Below are 20,183 nucleotides of genomic sequence, written 5' to 3'. Positions count from 1 at the left end.
CGCCGCGCGCCCCCTTGGGTCGAGCTTGTCAGATCACCGGGGGCCGGCCCAGCCGGGTCAGCCGCCACACCGTACGCCACTTCATGGGCCGGCGGGGTCCGCACGCGGTCGTCCAGCCCTCCCGGAACCCGCCGAACCAGGCCCGCAGGGCGGGGCGGGAGGGGCGGCGCACCAGGGTCAGCAGCAGCCAGACGCCCAGATAGACGGGGACGAGCGGCGCGGGGAGGTTGCGGCGGGCCAGCCAGACCCGGTTGCGGGCGACCATGCGGTGGTACACCGCATGCCGGGAGGGGGCGGTCGTCGGGTGGTACAGCACCATGTCGGAGCGGTAGTCGATCATCCAGCCGGCGTCGAGGGCGCGCCAGGCCAGATCGGTCTCCTCATGGGCGTAGAAGAACGCGTCCGGCAGCCCGCCGACCTCGGCGAAGACCCGGGTGCGGACGGCGTTGGCACCGCCGAGGAAGGTGGTGACCCGCGAGGAGCGCATCGGATCGGCGGCGCGCAGCCGCGGCACGTGCCGGCGCTGGGTCTCGCCGGTGTCCGGGTCGGCGATGCGGAAGCTGATGATGCCGAGCCGCGGGTCCGCGGCGAAGGCCGCGCGGCACAGCTCGGCGGTGTCGTGCTGGGCGAGCAGCCCGTCGTCGTCGAGGAAGAGCAATATGTCGACATCGCGGCCGCCGGGCCCGAAGGCCTCGGTGCCGACGTTGCGTCCGCCCGGGATGCCCAGGTTCTCCGGCAGTTCTATGGTGCGCACGCCCGCGGGGACCTCCGGCACGGGCGAGCCGTTGCCGACGACGACCACCTCGACCTGATCGCCGTCCTGCTTGGCGACCGAGTCCAGCAGGGCGCGCAGTTCGTCGGGGCGGTTGCCCATGGTGATGATCACCGCGCCGACCTTCAGCGGGGCCGGCGCCTTGACGGCGCTCACCGCAGCCTGCTGGAGGCGAGGACGGACACCAGGTGCAGCACGGTCTGCAGCAGGGCGATGGCGGCCAGCACGGCGGTGCCGAGCCGGGTGAAGAACAGGTCGCCCCTGAGCGCGTCCGCGACGGCCAGGACCAGGATCAGCAAGGACGCCTCGATCCCGAGGATCAGCCGGTGGAACTTCAGGGCCGCGGCGGCCCGGCGGGCCAGCGCCATGCCCGAGGAGCGCGGCTCGGCCGCGGCCTCCTTGACCGGCGGCAGCCCGCCCTGGTGGCGGGCGACGCCCACCAGGTCGGTCTCGGCCTTGACCAGGATCGCGCCGAGTGCGGCGAGGGTCCCGAGGAAGGCCCACAGCCAGTCGATGCGGCCGGGCCCCCACAGGTCGGCGGCCCGCAGGCCGAGGCCGACCAGGACCGCGGCGTCGGTCAGATAGGCGCCGACCCGGTCGAGGTAGACACCGCCGAGCGAGTACTGCTGCTTCCAGCGGGCGACCTCGCCGTCGACGCAGTCCAGCAGCAGATACAGCTGGACCGCGAGCACGCCGAGCACGGCGCCCGCGATCCCCGGCACCAGCAGTGCCGGGGCGGCGAGCACACCGAAGACGGTCATCAGGTACGTGAGCTGGTTGGGCGTGACGCGCGTGGTGACCACAAAGCGGTCGACCCGCAGGGACACCTCGCGCATATAGAGGCGTCCCATCCAGTGCTCACCGCTGCGCCGGTCCTTCACCCCGGGGGGATGGACGACCGTACGCAGTTCAGCTACCGATGGCCTTGACATAGTCGGCGTAAATGTCCTTGATCTGATGGGGTTTGAGGTCGAGGTGTTCGAGGATCGTGTAGCGGCCGGGCCGGGTCTCCGGGGCGAACTCCACGACCCGGACGAACTCGTCCTGCGTGAAGCCGATCTCGTGCGGCAGCACGGGCAGGCCGTGTCTGCGCAGCACCTCGGCCATGTTCGCCGCCTCGTCGTGGGCGCCGCGCAGGTACATCGCGAAGGCCGCGCCGAGGCCGCACTGCTCGCCGTGACTCGCCGCGCGCTTCGGGAAGAGCAGGTCGAAGGCGTGGTTGATCTCGTGGCAGGAGCCCGAGGCGGGCCGTGAGTCACCCGAGATCGACATCGCGATCCCGGTGAGGACCAGCGCCTCGGCCAGCACCTGGAGGAAGCCGTTGTCCCCGACGCCGCCGGGGTGCCGCAGCACCGCCTCGCCGGCCTGCCGGGCCATGGCCGCGGCCAGGCCGTCGACCTTCTCGCCGTTGACGCGGTTGGCCAGTTCCCAGTCCGCGATCGCGTTGATGTTCGAGACGGCGTCGCCGATGCCCGAGCGCACGAAACGGACCGGGGCCTCGTGGATCACGTCCAGGTCGATGACGACCGCGATCGGGTTGGGCACGCCGTAGGAGCCGCGGCCCGCGTCGTTGTCGAGGGTGGCGACCGGGGAGCACAGGCCGTCGTGCGCGAGGTTGGTCGGCACGGCGACCAGCGGCAGGCCGACGCGGGCCGCGGCGAACTTGGCACAGTCGATGATCTTGCCGCCGCCGAGCCCCACCACGGCGTCGTAGTGGCCGGCCTTTATGGCACCGGCCAGCCGGACCGCGTCGTCGAGGGTGCCGCCGCCGACCTCGTACCAGGAGGCGCCCGGCAGCGAGGGGGCGACGCGCTCGCGCAGCCGGGTGCCCGAGCCGCCGCTGACGGCGACGGCGAGCCGCCCGGAGTGCGAGATGCGTTCGTCGGCCAGGACGCCGGCCAGGTCGTCCAGGGCACCCGGGCGGATGTCCACGACGACCGGCGAGGGGATGAGCCGGGTCAGTACTGGCACGCGATCTCCCGTCCCCTGGCGAGATCGTCGTGGTTGTCGATCTCGACCCACTGGACGTCGCCGATCGGCGCCGCGTCGATCCGGAAGCCGCGGTCGACGAGTTCCTGGTAGCCGTGCTCGTAGAACTGCTGCGGGTCGGTCTCCCACACGGTCCGCAGCGCGTCGGCCAGTTCGGGGGCGGCGTCGCCCTCGATGAGGGTGACGCCGATGTACTCGCCGGTGGCCTCGGCCGGGTCCATCAGCTTGGTGATCCGCTGGACGCCCTTGGCGGGATCGACGACGACCTTCATCTCCTCGTCGGCCAGCGACTTCACCGTGTCCACGGCGAGGATGATCTTCTTGCCGTCGCCGCGGGCGGCCAGCAGAGTGTGCTCGACGGAGACCGGGTGGACGGTGTCGCCGTTGGCGAGGATCACCCCGTCCTTGAGAGCGTCACGGCCGCACCACAGGGAGTAGGCGTTGTTCCACTCCTCGGCCTTGTCGTTGTCGATGAGGGTGAGCCGCAGACCGTACGTCCGTTCCAGGGCCGCCTTGCGCTCGTACACGGCCTCCTTGCGGTACCCGACGATGATCGCGGCCTCGGTCAGGCCGATCTCGGCGAAGTTGCCGAGGGTGAGGTCGAGCACCGTGACCGGGTCCTCTATGCCCGATGCCCCCGCGGGACGCACCGGCACCAGAGCCTTGGGCAGGCTGTCGGTGTAGGGGCGCAGACGCCGTCCGGCGCCGGCCGCCAGCACGAGGCCGATCATGCGGGTTCTCCTTCGTCATGTACGGCGGGCGCGCCCCCCAGGTGGGAGGCCACCCAGAAGCGGATGCTCTCGGCGAGCACCAGCAGGGCGACGGCCACGGCGAGTACCGTGAGCGCGACCTTGAACTGCGCGGCGGTGAGCGACGCGGCCAGGACGGTGACGAGCAGCGTCCGCCCCTCGTGCCCCCCGATGGCGCGCACCAGCCAGGCCGGTGGCGCTCCGGCGTCACCCCGGATCCGGTACACCGTGTCGTAGTGATGGTAGGCGACGGCGGCCACCAGGCCGAAAGCCGCAGGAAGGGCTCCGTTCACCTCCGCACGGGCCGCGAGGGCGAGCACGGTGCCGTACTCGGCGGCCCGGAAGAAGGGCGGGACCAGCCAGTCGAGGGCGCCGGCGAGCGGGCGGGCGACGGCGAGGGCCGAGGCCACCACGTAGACGACGGCGGCGGCCACGGGCAGCGGCCCGCCGAAGCCGGACAGCGCGGCGGCGCAGACGACGACGGCCGCGCCGGCCGCCGCGACGGCGGGGACGGCGAGGCCGGGCAGCCCCCGCCCGGCGGTGCGGGCGAGCACCCGGGCGAGCGGGCCCGAGTCGGCGAGGTCCGCGAGCGCCCGCGCGCCCCGGTCCGTACCCGCTGCGTGCCCGGCGCCCGACGTCCGGCGGGCCACCGAGCGCAGCACGCGGCCCGCGGTGGTGTAGGCGGCGGCGAAGGCGCAGCCGACGAGCAGCACGTAGAAGGTGATGCGGGGGGTGGTGACGGCCGTGAGGACGGCGATCATGGCCCATCGTTCGCCGATGGGCAGCACTATCATCCGGCGCAGCCACACCGTCCAGCCGACGCTGTCGAGCCGGTCGGACAGCGCGGCGGTGGGACTGGCGTTGGCGGTGGCCGCATGGGCGTTCGCCTCGTTGAAGGAGAAGTCCACGACGTGCCGGCAGGTCTGCAGGATCATCGCGCCGAGGGCGAGCGCCCACACGTCGTCGCCGCCGCGGGCCGCGCCGAGGGCGAGACCGGCGTAGTAGGCGTACTCCTTGGCCCGGTCGAAGGTGGCGTCCAGCCAGGCGCCGAGTGTGGAGTACTGCAGCGAGTAGCGGGCGAGCTGGCCGTCGGTACAGTCCAGCACGAAGGAGAGGATGAGCAGCAGGCCGGCGGCGACGAAGCCGCCGCGGGTGCCGGTGGCCGCGCAGCCCGCCGCGATCAGCGCGGTGAGCAGTGAGGCGGTGGTGACCTGGTTGGGGGTCAGGCCGCGGCGGGCGCACCAGCGGGCGAGGTAGCGCGAGTACGGGCTGACGAAGAACGTGGTGAAGAAGCCGTCGCGGGCCTTGACCGCCGACTTCAGCCGGACGGCCTCGTCGTCGACGGCGGCGACGGCCTGCCGCGCCTCGTTGCGCGTCTGCGGGTCGGCGGGGACGGCGGCGACCAGGCTGCCGAGGTCGGGACGGTGCACCTCGGCGCCCTCGGCGTCGAGGGCGGTGACGAGGCGGTCGGCGAGGCTGTCGACGGCCACCGCGGTGCCGCCGCCCGTCGTGGTCTGCCGGGCCAGGGCGCGGGTCAGGGCCTCGCGGCCGGCGGGCCGTGCGGTGACGGCGCCGGTGACGGCGGCGAGCGGGAAGCGGGGGTCGGTGAGGCCGAGGCGCAGCGCGTGCGGGTGGCCGACGAAGCGGGCGTCGACCAGGGCCACCCGGCGGTCGGCGGGCACGGCCGCGAGGAGCGTCGCGGCATCGGCGGCGTCGGCGGCCGACCGCACCTCGAAGCCGAGGGACCGCAGATCGTTCTCCAGTGACGATCCGGGCACCGGCTGACCGGTGACGATGGCGGTCGACAACCGAACTCACTCCCTGGGTGCCGGCGCGTGCGCGCCGGTCGTCTGCTGGGTGGGGCGCCGCTCGTCCGGGCGCCCGGGCGGCATTGTCGGCAGAGGTTATCGGATAGCCGGAAGACCTTGTTCACCGGCCGTTCACGGGCCGGTCGACGCGGTCTGCTCGCCCTGTGCCGAGATCATCATCAGTGATCGGGGGCCCGGCCCACAAACCGCGCCCCGGGGGCCCGCCCACGGGGGACACCCGGGAAACCCCAAGAAACAGAGCATCGAGGGCATAGCGGACGGGCGGCGGGGGACGGCATAGGCTGGGCGACCATGACGTGGCTGATCACCGGCGGGGCCGGATACATCGGGGCGCATGTGGCGCGGGCCATGGCGGATGCCGGGGAGCGCGTGGTGGCCCTGGACGATCTGTCGGCCGGGGTGCCCGAGCGGCTGCCCGCGGGCATTCCGCTGGTCGAGGGGTCCACGCTGGACGGCGCGCTGGTCGCGCGGGTCCTCACCGAGCACGCGGTGACCGGGGTGGTGCATCTGGCGGCGCGCAAGCAGGTCGCGGAGTCCGTGGCGCAGCCGACCCGCTACTACCGGGAGAACGTGGGCGGCCTCGGCACGCTCCTGGAGGCGGTCGCTGGCGCCGGGGTCGAGCGGTTCGTCTTCTCCTCGTCGGCGGCCGTGTACGGCAACCCGGACGTGGAGCTGATCACCGAGGACACTCCGTGCGCGCCGGTGAACCCGTACGGCGAGACCAAGCTCGCCGGGGAGTGGCTGGTGCGGGCGGCGGGGCGGGCGCACGGCATCGCCACGGTGTGCCTGCGCTACTTCAACGTGGCGGGCGCGGGCGCGCCCGAACTGGCCGACACGGGCGTGTCCAACATCGTGCCCATGGTGTTCGACCGGCTCACCCGGGGCGAGGCCCCGCGGATCTTCGGCGCCGACTACCCGACACCGGACGGCACATGCGTCCGCGACTACATCCATGTCGCCGACCTGGCCGAGGCGCACCTGGCGGCGGCGCGCGGGCTCACCGGGCGGAGCCCGGCCGGCGACGACCTGACCGTGAACATCGGCCGCGGGGAGGGCGTTTCCGTCCGCGAACTGATCGCGGTCATCGGCGAGGTGACCGGCGACCGGCGCACGCCCGTGGTGGAAGGCCGGCGCCCCGGGGACGCGCCGCGCGCGGTCGCCTCGGCGGAGCTGGCCGCGAAGACGCTGGGCTGGCGGGCGCGGCTCGGGGTGCCCGAGATGGTGGAGTCGGCCTGGCGGGGCTGGCGCGCACGCCTGGCACGCTGACCGGCAGCCGCCCTGACCTGGGCTTGGTTTGCCCAGGTCAGAGCATATGACAACGGTGTTCGATGCCGCGTTGCCGGATACCCCCCACCCGTAGTTCACTGTGCTCCCGGGCGGAACACGGAAGGGCGGTCTCCATGGGGGCTGGGCACGATCACGGGCACGGGCACGCGCCGACCGGCACGGCGGCAGCGGCGTACCGGGGGCGGCTGCGCATCGCCCTGTCGATCACGCTCGCCGTCATGGTGGTCGAGATCGTCGGTGGTGTGCTCGCGGATTCGCTCGCGTTGATCGCGGACGCGGCGCACATGGCGACGGACGCGCTGGGGCTCGGCATGGCGCTGATCGCCATCCACTTCGCGGGCCGCCCCGCGAGCGCGCACCGCACCTTCGGCTATGCGCGCGCCGAGATCCTGGCCGCCCTCGCCAACTGTCTGCTGCTGCTCGGCGTCGGCGGCTATGTGCTGTACGAGGCGGTCCAGCGGTTCTTCGCGCCCGCCGAGACCGAGGGCGGACTGATGATCGTGTTCGGCGCGGTCGGTCTGGTCGCGAACATGATCTCGCTCACGCTGCTGTTGCGGGGCCGGCAGGAGAGCCTGAACGTGCGCGGCGCGTTCCTGGAGGTGGCCGCGGACGCCCTGGGCTCGCTCGCGGTGCTCGTCTCGGCGGGGCTGATCCTGGTCACCGGCTGGCAGCCGGCCGATCCGATCGCCTCGCTGGTCATCGGCCTGATGATCGTCCCGCGCACCGTGAAGCTGCTGCGCGAGACCCTGGACGTGCTGCTGGAGGCGGCCCCGAAGGACGTCGACATGGCGCGGGTGCGGGCGCACATCCTGGCGCTCGACGGCGTGGAGGACGTCCACGACCTGCACGCCTGGACGATCACCTCCGGCCTGCCGGTGCTGTCCGCGCACGTGGTCGTGCGCTCGGACGTGCTCAGCGCCATCGGGCACGAGAAGATGCTGCACGAGTTGCAGGGCTGCCTCGGGCACCACTTCGACCTGGCGCACTGCACGTTCCAGCTGGAGCCGGGCGGACACGCGGAGCACGAGGCCCGGCTGTGCCACTGAGGCACACCCCTTAGGCCAGACCTAGCGCCGGACTCCGGGCGGGGCGGCCCGGCGGGCCCCTTCGCCCGGGTGTGCGAGGCCCCCGGGCGGTTCTGCGCCGGACGGCTCGGGCACGATCTTCTACCGGGTCCCCTTCCCGGCGGCCGGCCCGGGGCGGTCGCGGCCCGCGCCGGGCGCGGGACATGCGGACGCGCCGGGGAGTTCCGGGAGTGCCGGATCAGTACGGCAGACTTGGGGCGCGAAGACCGAGGCGAAGGATGGGTATGCCGATCACACCTGCCAGCGCGACGCACAGCGCGTCGAACGGCACCGCAGAGGCGATTTTGCTGGAACTGGTCGACGAGAAGGGTGTGACGATCGGCACCGCGGAAAAGCTCGCCGCCCATCAGCCGCCGGGGCGGTTGCACCGCGCGTTCTCGGTGTTCCTGTTCGACGAGCGCGGCCGGCTGCTGCTCCAGCAGCGGGCGCTCGGCAAATACCACTCCCCCGGTGTGTGGTCCAACACCTGCTGCGGTCACCCCTACCCGGGCGAGGCGCCGTTCGCGGCGGCGTCCCGGCGGACGTACGAGGAGCTGGGGGCGTCCCCCTCGCTGCTCGGTGAGGCGGGCACGGTCCGCTACAACCACCCGGATCCCGCCTCGGGGCTGGTCGAGCAGGAGTACAACCACCTGTTCGTCGGCCTGGTGCAGGCCGACGTGGTGCCGGACCCCGAAGAGGTCGCGGCAACGGCCTTCGTGACCCCGGCCGAGCTGGCCGAGCGGCACGCGCGCGATCCCTTCTCCGCCTGGTTCATGACCGTGCTGGACGCGGCCCGGCCCGCGATCAGGGAGCTGACGGGGCCGGACGCCGGCTGGTGAGCGGCCTTATACGGTCCATACGGGCTTGAGCGGCAGGGCGGCCCAGATCACCTTGCCGCCGCTCGCCGTGTGCGCCACGTCGACCGTGCCGCCCGCCTCCCGGGCCACCTCGCGCACCAGGAGCAGCCCCCGTCCGCCGGTCCTGCCGTGGTCGGCCTCCAGGGCGCTCGGCCGATAGGGATGGTTGTCCTCCACGGACACGCGCACCCACTCGGCGCCGACGGCGACCTCCACGGCGAGTATCGGCGACAGCAGCGCCGCATGCTTGACCGCGTTGGTGACCAGTTCGGACACGATCAGCAGCAGGCCGTGGACCAGGTCCTCACAGACCGGCACGCCCTGGCGGGCGAGCAGGTCCCGCACGGCGCGTCGTGCCTGCGGCACCGAGGCGTCGACGGCGGGGGCGGTGAACCGCCACACTCCTTCGTACGGCAGTGGATCCGGCGGTCGCCGGTCGCCTTCCTCGGGGCGCGGGCCGTACCCGCGCCCGTCGTCGTCCATGGTCCGGTCGCCGCCCTTGCGCTCGATTGTCACCACACGTCGAGTGTTGGCAATGCGCCGCCGCCGTCCACGGAACTGAACACAAGTCAGCTGGTATCGAGCGTTTCTGACCACCTGCGCATGACCCGGTCGGGTGCGGGACTGCTCCTGTCGCCCGCGGGCCGTCTTCGCGAACTCTTCGGGTTGTACGGCTCGTCGGACCGCGCGCGATAGCATCCGGCGCATGGAGCCCCAGCTGTTGCACTCGGTCATCGACTCGGTCGCCACCGTCGTCGTCCACCACCCGGCCAAACGCAACGCCATGACGGGCGCGATGTGGCGGTCGCTGCCCCCGCTGCTCGACGCGCTGGCCACCGATCCCGGCGTACGGGCGCTGGTGCTCACCGGCGAGGGCGGGACCTTCTGCGCCGGCGCCGACATCTCCACCCTGCGGGAGGCGCCCGACGAGGCGCAGCGGCTCGCCGTGGCCGCCGAGGAGGCGCTGGCCGCGTTCCCGAAGCCGACGCTGGCGGCCGTCCGGGGCCACTGCGTGGGCGGCGGGGCGCAGCTCGCGGCCGCCTGCGATCTGCGGTTCGCCGAGGCCGGCGCGCTGTTCGGAGTGACCCCGGCCAAGCTCGGCATCGTCTATCCGGCGTCCGCCACCCGGCGGCTGGTGTCGCTGGTGGGTCCGGCCACCGCCAAGTACCTGCTGTTCTCGGGCGAGTTGATCGACACGGAGCGGGCGCTGCGCACCGGTCTCGTGGACGAGGTGCTGCCCGAGGGCGAACTGGACAAGCGGGTCGCGGAGTTCGGCCGGATCCTGACGGCCCGCTCGCAGCTGACGCAGGCCGCGGCCAAGGAGTTCGCCGACGGGCGCACCGACCGGGACGGTCACTGGGCCGGGCAGGCACGCGGCAGCGGCGACACCGCGGAGGGGGTCGCCGCGTTCCTGGAGCGCCGGGCGCCGCGGTTCACCTGGAGCGTTCTGGTGCCACGCTGAACCTGCTGTCGGCGCGGAACCTCTCGACGAGGTGCGTGGGCGCCTTCGCCGGGGAGCCCGCGTCGTAGGGCGGCTGCGGGTCGTACTCGATCATCAGCTGCACCGCCTGCGCATGTTCGTCGCCGGCGATCCGGCCCAGCAGGGCGAGTCCCATGTCGATGCCGGAGGAAACACCGGCCGCGGTGACGTACTTGCCGTCGAAGACGACCCGCTCCCCCGTCGGCCGCGCGCCGAACCCCTTGAGGGCATCGAGCGCCAGCCAGTGGGAGGTGGCGTGGCGGCCGTCGAGCAGGCCCGCGGCGGCCAGCAGCAGCGAGCCGGTGCACACCGACGTCGTCCAGGTGCTGGTGGCGTCGGCGGCCCGCAGCCAGTCCACAAGGGCCCCGCCGTCCATCTGGGAACTCTGGCCGGGGCCGCCGGGCACGACCAGGATGCCGGGGTCCGGCACGTCGGCGAGCGTCCGGTCGGCGGTGAGCGCGAGGTTCCCGGACGCGTCGCGGACGGGCCCGGTGCGTTCGGCGACGAAGACGGTCTCGGCACCGGGAAGGCGCCCCAGGGTCTCGTACGGTCCGACGGCGTCCAGGGCGGTGAAGCGGTCGAAGAGGACGATGGCGATCTGCACGGGTGTTCCTTCCTTTCCGGACACGCCACAGGGGCGCGTCGCCGGCCGGCCGCGTCACTGGGCTGGATCGGGTCCGGTGAGCCGTCGGGGCGGGGCGGTGGGTCAGGGGGGTGGGGTGGGCCGGAAGCGGCGGCGGTATTCGGCCGGGGGTGCGCCCAGCGCTCTGGTGAAGGCGCGGCGCATGGCCTCGGGTGTGCCGTAGCCGCTCGCGCGGGATATCTCCTCGATGCCGTCGCCGGTGTCCTCCAGCAGCCGGCGGGCGTGTTCCAGGCGCACCCGGTCGACGTAGCGGCCGGGCGTCATGCCGGTCTCGGTGTGGAAGGCGCGGGCGAAGTGACGCGGGGAGAGCGCGGCCCGGGCGGCCAGCGCCTCGACGCCCAGATCGTCCGCCGGGTGCTCGGTGATCCACCGCTGCACCTCCCGCAGGGGCTCGCGCCGGGCGGTCTGGGCCGCCAACTGGGCGCTGAACTGGGCCTGGTTGCCGGGCCTGCGCAGAAACACCACCAGATGGCGGGCGACCGTGAGCGCCACGTCCCGGCCCAGATCCTCCTCGACGAGGGCGAGGGCGAGGTCGATGCCCGCGGTGACCCCGGCCGAGGTGGCGACCGGCCCGTCGCGCACGTAGACGGGGTCCGGTTCGACCCGCACGGCCGGGTGGTCGCGGGCCAGCCGCTCGCAGTACGCCCAGTGGGTGGTGACCCGGCGGCCGTCCAGCAGTCCCGCCTCGGCGAGCAGGATCGCGCCCGTGCACACGGACACCAGACGCTCGGCTCGCGGGCCGCGGGCGGCCAGCCATGCGATGAGCCGGGGATCGGAGGGGCGGGTGCCGGCCCCGCCGGGGACGAGCAGCGTGTGCGGATCGGGTACCTCGCCGAGGGAGTGGTCCGGCACCAGGGTGAGCCCGCTCGAGGTGCGCACCGCTGCCCCGTCCAGGGACGCGGTGCGGATCCGGTACGTCCCCGCAGAGCACGACTCGGCCCCGGTGAAGACCTCCACCGGGCCGCTGACGTCCAGGCTCTGCACGCCGTCGAAGAGGACGACGAGGACGGTTCGCTGCGCCATGCCCTCGATTCTTCGCGGACCCGGGGATGGCCGCAATGACGACTTCCCCACCTTTTCTGCCATCGGACCGGTGGACGCGACCGCGCGGCGCAAGCGCCCTGAGCCCCTGTTGTCGGTGCCACCTGCCACAATTGCCGCGCAACCCCAGTGGAGAAGGCGGTACGGGATCGTGACGACACCCGGGACCCTCGCAGTAGGGTCCATCGAAGGCAGGATCGCCGAGGAGCTCGGCGTGCGGGAGCGGCAGGTGAAGGCCGCGGTGGAGCTGCTGGACGGCGGCTCGACGGTGCCCTTCATCGCCCGCTACCGCAAGGAAGCGACCGAGATGCTCGACGACGCGCAGCTGCGCACCGTCGAGGAGCGGCTGCGCTATCTGCGGGAGCTGGAGGAGCGGCGGACGGCGATCCTGGAGTCGGTGCGCGAGCAGGGCAAGCTCACCGACGAGCTGGAGGCGCAGATCCGCGGTGCGCAGACCAAGGCGCGCCTGGAGGACGTCTACCTGCCGTACAAGCCGAAGCGGCGGACCAAGGCGCAGATCGCGCGCGAGGCGGGTCTTCAGCCGCTGGCCGAGGGCCTGCTGGGCGATCCCGGCATCGAACCGCTCGCCGCTGCCGCCGCCTTCGTGGACGCCGACAAGGGCGTCGCCGATCCGCAGGCCGCCCTGGAGGGCGCGCGGGCGATCCTCACCGAGCGGTTCTCGGAGGACGCCGACCTGATCGGCGAGCTGCGCGAGCGCATGTGGGTGCGCGGGCGGCTGGCCGCCAAGGTGCGCGAGGGCAAGGAGGAGGCGGGCGCCAAGTTCGCCGACTACTTCGACTTCGCCGAGCCGTTCACCGAACTGCCCTCGCACCGCGTGCTCGCGATGCTGCGCGGGGAGAAGGAGGAGGTCCTGGACCTCGTCCTGGAGCCGGAGGAGCCGGCCGAGACCCCGGGGACCCCGTCGTCGTACGAGCAGATGGTGGCGCACCGCTTCGACATCGCCGACCGCGGCCGGCCGGGCGACAAGTGGCTGCTGGACACGGTGCGCTGGGCCTGGCGCACCCGCATCCTCGTCCACCTCGGCATCGACCTGCGCCTGCGGCTGCGCACGGCCGCCGAGGACGAGGCGGTCGACGTGTTCGCCGCCAATCTGCGGGACCTGCTGCTCGCCGCGCCGGCCGGCACCCGCGCGACGCTCGGTCTCGACCCCGGCTTCCGTACGGGTGTGAAGGTGGCCGTGGTCGACGCGACCGGCAAGGTGGCGGCGACGGACGTCATCCACCCGCATGTCCCGGCCAACCGGTGGGACGAGGCGATCGCCACGCTGGCCCGGCTGGCGAAGCAGCACACGGTCGAGCTGATCGCGATCGGCAACGGCACGGCGTCCCGCGAGACCGACAGGCTCGCCGGCGATCTCATCTCCAGGCACCCGGAGTTGAAGCTCACCAAGGTGATGGTGTCGGAGGCCGGCGCCTCCGTGTACTCGGCCTCCGCCTTCGCCTCGCAGGAGCTGCCGGAGATGGACGTGTCGCTGCGCGGCGCGGTGTCGATCGCCCGCCGTCTGCAGGACCCGCTGGCCGAACTGGTCAAGATCGACCCGAAGTCGATCGGGGTGGGCCAGTACCAGCACGACCTGTCCGAGGTGAAGCTGTCCCGTTCGCTGGACGCGGTGGTCGAGGACTGTGTGAACGGCGTGGGCGTGGACGTCAACACGGCGTCGGTGCCGCTGCTCGCGCGCGTGTCCGGGATCTCCTCGGGCCTCGCCGAGAACATCGTGGCGCACCGTGACGCGAACGGTCCGTTCAGCTCGCGCGCCGAGCTGAAGAACGTGGCCCGGCTGGGCCCGAAGGCGTACGAGCAGTGCGCGGGCTTCCTGCGCATCCGCGGCGGCAGCGACCCGCTGGACGCCTCCAGCGTGCACCCGGAGGCGTACCCGGTGGTGCGGCGCATGGTGAAGACCAGCGGTCAGGAAGTGGCCGCCCTGGTCGGCAACACGGCGCTGCTGCGCTCGCTGAAGCCGACGGAGTTCGTCGACGACACGTTCGGACTGCCGACCGTGACCGACATCCTGAAGGAACTGGAGAAGCCTGGGCGCGACCCGCGGCCGGCGTTCAAGACGGCCACCTTCAAGGAAGGCGTGGAGAAGATCTCCGACCTCGCCTCAGGGATGATCCTGGAGGGCGTGGTCACGAACGTGGCGGCGTTCGGGGCGTTCGTGGACGTCGGTGTCCACCAGGACGGTCTGGTGCACGTCTCCGCGATGTCCCGGACGTTCGTGAAGGACCCGCGGGACGTCGTGAAGCCCGGGGACATCGTGAAGGTGAAGGTCCTCGACGTGGACATCCCGCGCAAGCGGATCTCGCTGACGCTGCGGCTGGACGACGAGGCCGCGCCGCAGGGGCAGCAGCAGCGCGGCGGCGGCCGTCCGCCGCAGCAGCGGCAGGGCCAGCGCCAGCGGCAGGGCCAGCGGCAGGGCCAGGGCCGTGGCGGTGACCGGGGTGGACGCCAGGCGCCGCCGCCGGCCAACAGCGCGATGGCGGACGCGCTGCGGCGGGCCGGCCTGCTCGACTCCGCGAAGAACGACCGCCGCTGACCCGCCGGCGAACCGTCCGGGCCCGCTCCTCGCACCGCGCGGACAGGAGCCGGGCCCGGCACGGGCCCCTGGGGTGATGCCGGCTTCCCGTGTCCTCACCCGGCAGGTGTGGGCCCGGGTCGGCCCGGCGGCTCGCTGTCGGTCGGTCAGCGTTCCGTGACCTTGCCGGCCGTCACCTCCAGGCGGCGGGTGACGTGGACGGCGTCCAGCATCCGGCGGTCGTGGGTGACCAGCAACAGCGTGCCGCGGTAGGCGTCGAGGGCCGATTCGAGCTGTTCGATGGCGGGCAGGTCGAGATGGTTGGTCGGCTCGTCGAGGACCAGGAGGTTGACGCCGCGGCCCTGGAGCAGCGCCAGGGCCGCCCGGGTGCGTTCGCCCGGGGAGAGCGTCGCGGCGGGGCGCAGCACATGCTCCGCCTTCAGACCGAACTTGGCCAGCAGGGTGCGTACGTCGGCCGGGTCGGTGTCCGGGACGGCCGTGCGGAAGGCGTCCAGAAGTGACTCCGGGCCGTGGAACAGCGCACGGGCCTGGTCCACCTCGCCGACCAGGACGCCCGAGCCCAGCGCGGCGTGCCCCGCGGTCGGCGGCACCCGGCCGAGCAGCGCGCCGAGCAGGGTGGACTTGCCCGCGCCGTTCGCTCCGGTCACCGCGATCCGGTCCGCCCAGTCGATCTGGAGCGTCACCGGGCCGAGGACGAAGTCCCCGCGGCGCACCTCCGCGTCCCTGAGCGTGGCGACCACGGCGCCGGAGCGGGGCGCGGCGGCGATCTCCATGCGCAGCTCCCACTCCTTGCGCGGCTCCTCGACGGTTTCCAGCCGTTCGATCATGCGCTGGGTCTGGCGTGCCTTGGCGGCCTGCTTCTCGCTGGCCTCGCTGCGGAACTTACGGCCGATCTTGTCGTTGTCGTTGCCCGCCTTGCGGCGCGCGTTGCGCACGCCCTTGTCCATCCAGGCACGCTGGGTCTGGGCCCGCTCCTGGAGTGCCGCCTTCTTGTCGGCGTACTCCTCGTAGTCCTCGCGGGCGTGCCGCCGGGCCACCTCCCGCTCGTCCAGATAGCCCTCGTAGCCGCCGCCGTAGAGGTTGATCTGCCGTTGGGCGAGATCGAGTTCGAGGACCTTGGTGACGGTGCGGGTGAGGAATTCGCGGTCGTGGCTGACCACGACCGTGCCCGCGCGCAGTCCGGTCACGAAGCGTTCGAGGCGTTCCAGGCCGTCGAGGTCGAGGTCGTTGGTGGGCTCGTCGAGCAGGAAGACGTCGTAGCGGGACAGCAGCAGCGAGGCGAGGCCGGCGCGGGCCGCCTGGCCGCCGGACAGCGAGGTCATCGCAGCGTCGGGGCCGACGGTCAGGCCGAGTGAGTCGGTGACCTCCTCGGCCCGCTCCTCCAGGTCCGCGCCGCCGAGGCCGAGCCAGCGCTCCAGGGCGGTGGCGTAGGCGTCGTCGGCGCCGGGCGCCCCGTCCACGAGCGCCTGGGTGGCCTCGTCCATCAGCCGCTGCGCCCGGGCGACGCCGGTGCGGCGGGCAAGGAACTCGCCCAGGGTCTCGCCGGGCCTGCGCTCGGGCTCCTGCGGCAGATGGCCGACGGTCGCGGTCGGCGGGGACAGCCGCAGTTCGCCCTGTTCGGGCCGGGTGAGCCCGGCGAGCAGCCGCAGCAGCGTGGACTTCCCGGCGCCGTTGGCGCCGACCAGCCCGATCACATCGGCGGGCGCGACGACGAGGTCGAGGCCGGTGAAGAGCGAGCGGTCGCCGTGCCCGGCGGCGAGGTTCTTGGCGACGAGGGTGGCAGTCATCAGAGCGCGATCCTAGGCCCTGTCGTCCCGCGGTGTGCCGCTCAGCCGGGTTTGCCGTGGGTCACCGCCGCCACCAGCACTCCTCCGGCGGTGCGGGCCACGACGAAGGACTCGCCCTTCACCGCTCGGGCGTCCAGCGGGATGCGGTGCCGGCCGGGCTCCAGGACGCCGTCGAACACCTCCCGGGCGTGGCTGCGGTAGAGCCGGTCGAGCCGGTACGCGGTGAGGCTGACCCGGCACGGCGAGGTGACCTCGATGCCCGCCTCGCCGTCGGCGGCGGCCAGCGCGGTGAGGCGGTGCCGCCGGCGCGGGCCGCGGTCCAGGGCTTGCTCGATCTGCGCGACGAGCAGGGGGACGATCGGGGCGAGGCCGTCGACGTAGGCCACGTCGACCCCGGCCCGCTCGAACGCACCGCGCACGGCGGCCCGTTCGGGTTCGCCGACCGCGCGGCCGAAGGCGACGGCGCCGTAGCCGCGCAGTTCCTCGGCCGGTACGCCGGTGGCGTCACGGGTGATGTCGGCGCCGATGCCGATGGCGCGCAGGGCGGCGGCCAGCTTGGCGAGGACGGCGACGCGGGCGCCGATCAGCAGGACGCGCCGGCGGGGCGCGGCCGGGGGCGCGGTGTCGTCCAGGAGCGCGGTGAGGGCGGCGCGGTAGCCGGGGCCGTGGAAGCGGAACGGGCCTATGCCGTGGTAGCCGTTGAATTCGAGGTCGGCGTGCTCGTCGGTCTGCCAGGCGAAGTCGCGCCAGACGTAGTCGTCGCCGTCGCGCTCGATGACTGCGGTGACCGCTCCGCAGGCCAGGTCCGCGCACTCGGGGCAGCCGTAGACCACGTACCGGCCGCCGGGCAGCGGCGGTCCGGTCTCCAGCAGCAGGCCGCGCACCTGTGCGGTGAAGATCGCGGGTGGCATGTCGGAGGCCAGCGGCGAGACGGCGTCCAGGTCGGAGAGCCGGAACAGCAGCGGGCGACCGTCCACGACGAAGTCCACGAAGTCCCGGTGGACCTGGTAGCCGCCGTCGGCCAGGACCGCGCCCGCCCGCGTCGCCGGTGCCAGGGCGAAGGTCGCGTATGCGCCAGACATGGTGTGAGTATCCCCAGAGCGGGACGGATGTGCGCACGGCATGACATGTTCCGCTCGGCTGCGCCACGCCGGGGCGTGCAGGGCTTATCGTCCCCGCGTGGAGCATCGGCTGAGTGACGAAGTGATCGTGGTCGGCGGCGGGGTCATCGGGCTGACGACGGCCGTGGTGCTGGCGGAGGCCGGCCGGCGGGTCCGGGTGTGGACGCGGGAGCCCGTCGGGCGGACGACCTCGGCGGTGGCGGGCGCGCTGTGGTGGCCGTACCGCATCGAGCCGGAGCCGCTGGTCGGCGACTGGGCGCTCACCTCTCTCGTGGTGTACGAGGAGTTGGCGCGGCGGCCGGAGCGGACGGGCGTACGCATGGTCGAGGGCGTACATCTCGGGGTGCGCCTGGACGAGTTGGGGCCGTGGGCCGGGCGGGTGCCGGGACTGCGGGTCGCCGACGGCGGCGAAGGGCTGCGGGCGCGGCTGCCGTTGATCGACATGCCGGCTCATCTGTCATGGCTGCGGGAGCGGTTGACGGCGGCGGGCGGTCTGGTCGAGGAGCGGACGGTGTCGGACCTGGCCGCGGTTCCGGCCGCCGTCGTGGTCAACTGCACCGGGCTGGGCGCCCGTTCGCTGGTGCCAGATCCGGCGGTGCGGCCGGTCCGCGGGCAGCTGGTGGTCGTGCGGAACCCGGGCATCAGCACGTGGCTCACCTCGGTCGACGATGCCGGGGGCGCCACGGCCTATGTCTTCCCGCAGCCGGGCGGGCTGGTCCTGGGCGGCACCGCGCAGGAGGACGCGTGGTCCCTGGAGCCGGATCCGCGCACCGCGGAGGAGATCGTCGCCCGGTGCGCGGCTCTCCTGCCGGAGATCGCCGGGGCGCGGGTGCTGGAGCACCGGGTGGGCCTGCGCCCGGCGCGGCCCGCGGTGCGGCTGGAGCACCGGCCGCTGCCGGACGGCCGGTCGCTGGTGCACAACTACGGGCACGGTGGGGCCGGGGTGACCGTGGCCTGGGGGTGCGCGCGGGAGGCCGCGGGGCTGGCCGATGCCTGAGTACCGCTTGCCGCGGGGGCCTGCGGCGCTTGGGCGGGGTGGGTGCGGCGTGCCGGCGGCGCTTGCACGGGGCGGGCGCTCGCCGTGGCACTGCGTGCCGGCGGCCGGGTGCGGCGTGCCGGCGGCGCTCGCACGGGGCGGGCGCTCGCCGTGGCACTGGGCGCCGGTGGCCCGGTGCGGCTTTGTTGTGGCTGAGCGCGCAGTTCCCCGCGCCCCTTCGGGGCGCCACCCACCTCAGCGCCATGCCATCGGGGCCAGGTCCGGTGCTCGCCGTGGCGCGGGGCGGCGGCGGCCGGGTGCGGGATTGACGTGGCTGAGCGCGCAGTTCCCCGCGCCCCTTCGGGGCGCCGACACAGGCCCGTGCCATACCGTCCGGTGATCGGAATGACGGCTGAATGGCGATCGTGTGACAGTGGGGGGCGTGGACACGTCAGGTAGGGCGGGGACTGAATAGGCTCCGAACAGACTTCGTGCCCCTACGACTTGGAGTTCTCGTGCACCGCAGAATCTTCGTGCCGGGCGCGCTCGCGGCGGCCTGCCTGCTGCTGGCCGTCCCCGCTTCGGCCGCGAGCTACGCCCCCGGCGCCCCGGGCATCGGCGACCCCTACTACCCGAACTACGGCAACGGCGGCTACGACGTCTCCCACTACGACCTGCGGCTGCAGTACCGGCCCGCGACGGACGAGTTGGACGGCACGGCGACGATCCTGGCGCGTACCACGCAGGACCTGTCCCGGTTCGATCTGGACTTCCTGCTGGACGTGAGCGAGGTCCGGGTCAACGGCGCCAAGGCCGCCTTCGCCACCTCGGGCGAGCACGAACTGGTCGTCACCCCGAAGACCCCGCTGGCGAAGGGCACCGCGGTCACGGTCGTCGTCCGCTACAGCGGGGTGCCGTCCACGAAGACCGCGTACGGCTTCTCGACCTGGCACCGCACCCCGGACGGCGCCGTCGCCGCGGACGAACCCGAGGCGGCGTGGTGGTGGTACCCGAGCAACGACCACCCGCTCGACAAGGCCACCTACGACGTGTCGATCGCCGTCCCGGACGGCACCCAGGCCATCTCCAACGGCACACTCCAGTCGACGAGTTCCAGGCTCGGCTGGACCCGGTACACCTGGCGGCAGAACAAGCCGCAGGCCACCTATCTGACCACCCTCGCGGTCGGTAGGTTCGACATCACGACCAGCACCTCCGAGGGCGGCGTCCCGGTCGTCAACGCCTACAGCAAGGACCTCGGCGACAACGACGGGGCGGCGCGGGCCAGTGTGGAGCGTACCGGGGAGATCGTCGACTGGTTGAGCGGATGCCTCGGGCCGTACCCGTTCGGCTCGGCCGGCGGCTATGTGCCCAACACGACCACCGGGTACGCGCTGGAGACACAGACCCGCGTGTACTACAGCCCCCGGCAGTTCGCGAACGGCTCCAACACCTCCGTGGTCGTGCACGAACTGGCCCACCAGTGGTACGGCGACTCCGTGTCGCTGAAGGGCTGGAAGGACATCTGGATCAACGAGGGCTTCGCCCGGTACGCGCAGTGGCTGTGGTCCGAGCACGAGGGCGAGGGCACCGCGCAGGACCTGGCGGACTACGTGTACGCCTCGCACCCGGCCGACGACCCGTTCTGGACCGTCGCGCCCGGCGACCCCGGGCCGGACAACCAGTTCGACACCGCCGTGTACGACCGGGGCGCGCTGGCCGTCCAGGCGCTGCGCAACGAGATCGGCGACGACGCGTTCTTCGCCGTCCTGAAGGGCTGGCCGAAGGAACACGCGTACGGGAACGCCTCGGTGGCCGACTTCCAGCGGTACGCCGAGCGGGTGTCCGGCAAGCCGCTGGCCGCGTTGTTCGACACCTGGCTGTTCCAGCCGGTCAGGCCCGCGGGCGCCGCGGCCCGCGCGGCGGCCGTCGCCGATGCGGCCGCGGCCCCGGTCCGGCCGAAGTCATGGAAGAAGATCGAGGCCACGAACGACGTACACGGGCACTGAACGACCCCGCACGGGCGATGAGCCC

At 73.2% G+C, this 20,183-nt stretch carries 17 protein-coding genes; 7 read left to right on the top strand and 10 right to left on the bottom strand.

Going from position 1 to position 20,183, the window contains the following annotated elements:
- Positions 1 to 28: 28 nt before the first annotated feature.
- The 5 genes from ACIRFL_RS26005 to ACIRFL_RS25985 are packed head-to-tail and all read right to left on the bottom strand — an operon-like array spanning position 29 to position 5,318.
- On the bottom strand, positions 29 to 874 hold the full coding sequence (locus ACIRFL_RS26005; RefSeq protein WP_404032883.1) for a glycosyltransferase family 2 protein: 846 nt from the start codon (positions 872 to 874) through the stop codon (positions 29 to 31).
- Positions 875 to 924: 50 nt separating this feature from the next.
- The gene (locus ACIRFL_RS26000; RefSeq protein WP_404032842.1) at positions 925 to 1,704 is read right to left on the bottom strand and encodes a CDP-alcohol phosphatidyltransferase family protein; all 780 of its coding nucleotides are present in this window, start codon (positions 1,702 to 1,704) and stop codon (positions 925 to 927) included.
- Entirely contained in the window at positions 1,682 to 2,743 is a 1,062-nt protein-coding gene (locus tag ACIRFL_RS25995; protein ID WP_404032840.1) for an iron-containing alcohol dehydrogenase family protein, read from the bottom strand. Before ACIRFL_RS25995 ends, ACIRFL_RS26000 begins: the two co-directional genes overlap by 23 nt.
- Complete coding sequence (locus ACIRFL_RS25990) at positions 2,731 to 3,492, bottom strand: sugar phosphate nucleotidyltransferase (protein WP_404032837.1); 762 nt, start codon at positions 3,490 to 3,492, stop codon at positions 2,731 to 2,733. The genes ACIRFL_RS25995 and ACIRFL_RS25990 overlap by 13 nt, the downstream gene beginning before the upstream one ends.
- Positions 3,489 to 5,318 carry a DUF5941 domain-containing protein gene (locus ACIRFL_RS25985; RefSeq protein ID WP_404032834.1) on the bottom strand — a complete coding sequence of 610 codons (1,830 nt, stop codon included), beginning with the start codon at positions 5,316 to 5,318 and terminating at the stop codon, positions 3,489 to 3,491. The genes ACIRFL_RS25990 and ACIRFL_RS25985 overlap by 4 nt, the downstream gene beginning before the upstream one ends.
- Positions 5,319 to 5,630: 312 nt before the next feature.
- On the opposite strand from ACIRFL_RS25985, the gene galE reads away from it, so the two are divergent.
- The 3 genes from galE to idi all read left to right on the top strand — a co-directional run bounded on the left by galE (position 5,631) and on the right by idi (position 8,529).
- Positions 5,631 to 6,605: a UDP-glucose 4-epimerase GalE gene (gene galE, locus ACIRFL_RS25980; RefSeq protein ID WP_404032832.1), complete on the top strand. Its 975-nt coding sequence runs from the start codon at positions 5,631 to 5,633 to the stop codon at positions 6,603 to 6,605.
- Between the two features lie 134 nt (positions 6,606 to 6,739).
- The gene (locus ACIRFL_RS25975) at positions 6,740 to 7,672 is read left to right on the top strand and encodes a cation diffusion facilitator family transporter (protein WP_404032829.1); all 933 of its coding nucleotides are present in this window, start codon (positions 6,740 to 6,742) and stop codon (positions 7,670 to 7,672) included.
- A 263-nt stretch (positions 7,673 to 7,935) separates the two neighbouring features.
- Complete coding sequence (gene idi, locus ACIRFL_RS25970; protein WP_404032826.1) at positions 7,936 to 8,529, top strand: isopentenyl-diphosphate Delta-isomerase; 594 nt, start codon at positions 7,936 to 7,938, stop codon at positions 8,527 to 8,529.
- 6 nt (positions 8,530 to 8,535) lie between these two features.
- On the opposite strand, the gene ACIRFL_RS25965 is transcribed toward idi, so the two are convergent.
- Positions 8,536 to 9,030, bottom strand: a complete 495-nt coding sequence (locus ACIRFL_RS25965; RefSeq protein ID WP_388720664.1) for an ATP-binding protein — start codon at positions 9,028 to 9,030, stop codon at positions 8,536 to 8,538.
- Between the two features lie 223 nt (positions 9,031 to 9,253).
- On the opposite strand from ACIRFL_RS25965, the gene ACIRFL_RS25960 reads away from it, so the two are divergent.
- Complete coding sequence (locus tag ACIRFL_RS25960) at positions 9,254 to 10,009, top strand: enoyl-CoA hydratase/isomerase family protein (RefSeq protein WP_404032824.1); 756 nt, start codon at positions 9,254 to 9,256, stop codon at positions 10,007 to 10,009.
- On the opposite strand, the gene ACIRFL_RS25955 is transcribed toward ACIRFL_RS25960, so the two are convergent.
- Positions 9,981 to 10,631 (bottom strand): DJ-1/PfpI family protein, encoded by a 651-nt coding sequence (locus ACIRFL_RS25955; protein WP_404032821.1) that lies wholly within the window; start codon positions 10,629 to 10,631, stop codon positions 9,981 to 9,983. The two genes, ACIRFL_RS25960 and ACIRFL_RS25955, sit on opposite strands and share 29 nt — an antisense overlap.
- Positions 10,632 to 10,733: 102 nt before the next feature.
- Positions 10,734 to 11,693, bottom strand: a complete 960-nt coding sequence (locus tag ACIRFL_RS25950) for a GlxA family transcriptional regulator (protein WP_404032818.1) — start codon at positions 11,691 to 11,693, stop codon at positions 10,734 to 10,736.
- A gap of 169 nt (positions 11,694 to 11,862) precedes the next feature.
- On the opposite strand from ACIRFL_RS25950, the gene ACIRFL_RS25945 reads away from it, so the two are divergent.
- Complete coding sequence (locus ACIRFL_RS25945) at positions 11,863 to 14,265, top strand: Tex family protein (protein WP_404032816.1); 2,403 nt, start codon at positions 11,863 to 11,865, stop codon at positions 14,263 to 14,265.
- A gap of 146 nt (positions 14,266 to 14,411) precedes the next feature.
- Here ACIRFL_RS25945 and ACIRFL_RS25940 read toward each other — a convergent pair whose 3' ends face one another.
- Both ACIRFL_RS25940 and ACIRFL_RS25935 read right to left on the bottom strand, forming a co-directional pair.
- Positions 14,412 to 16,052, bottom strand: coding sequence for an ABC-F family ATP-binding cassette domain-containing protein (locus ACIRFL_RS25940; protein WP_404032813.1), 1,641 nt, complete (start codon positions 16,050 to 16,052; stop codon positions 14,412 to 14,414).
- A gap of 41 nt (positions 16,053 to 16,093) precedes the next feature.
- Positions 16,094 to 17,134 carry an oxidoreductase gene (locus ACIRFL_RS25935; RefSeq protein WP_404032810.1) on the bottom strand — a complete coding sequence of 347 codons (1,041 nt, stop codon included), beginning with the start codon at positions 17,132 to 17,134 and terminating at the stop codon, positions 16,094 to 16,096.
- Between the two features lie 121 nt (positions 17,135 to 17,255).
- On the opposite strand from ACIRFL_RS25935, the gene ACIRFL_RS25930 reads away from it, so the two are divergent.
- Entirely contained in the window at positions 17,256 to 18,170 is a 915-nt protein-coding gene (locus tag ACIRFL_RS25930) for an FAD-dependent oxidoreductase (protein ID WP_404032880.1), read from the top strand.
- A gap of 494 nt (positions 18,171 to 18,664) precedes the next feature.
- Positions 18,665 to 20,158 carry a M1 family metallopeptidase gene (locus ACIRFL_RS25925; protein ID WP_404032807.1) on the top strand — a complete coding sequence of 498 codons (1,494 nt, stop codon included), beginning with the start codon at positions 18,665 to 18,667 and terminating at the stop codon, positions 20,156 to 20,158.
- Positions 20,159 to 20,183 lie beyond the last annotated feature (25 nt).

This window comes from Streptomyces sp. NPDC102462, assembly GCF_044765425.1.
Taxonomy (GTDB): domain Bacteria; phylum Actinomycetota; class Actinomycetes; order Streptomycetales; family Streptomycetaceae; genus Streptomyces.
This window is presented reverse-complemented; position numbering and strand designations above follow the sequence as displayed.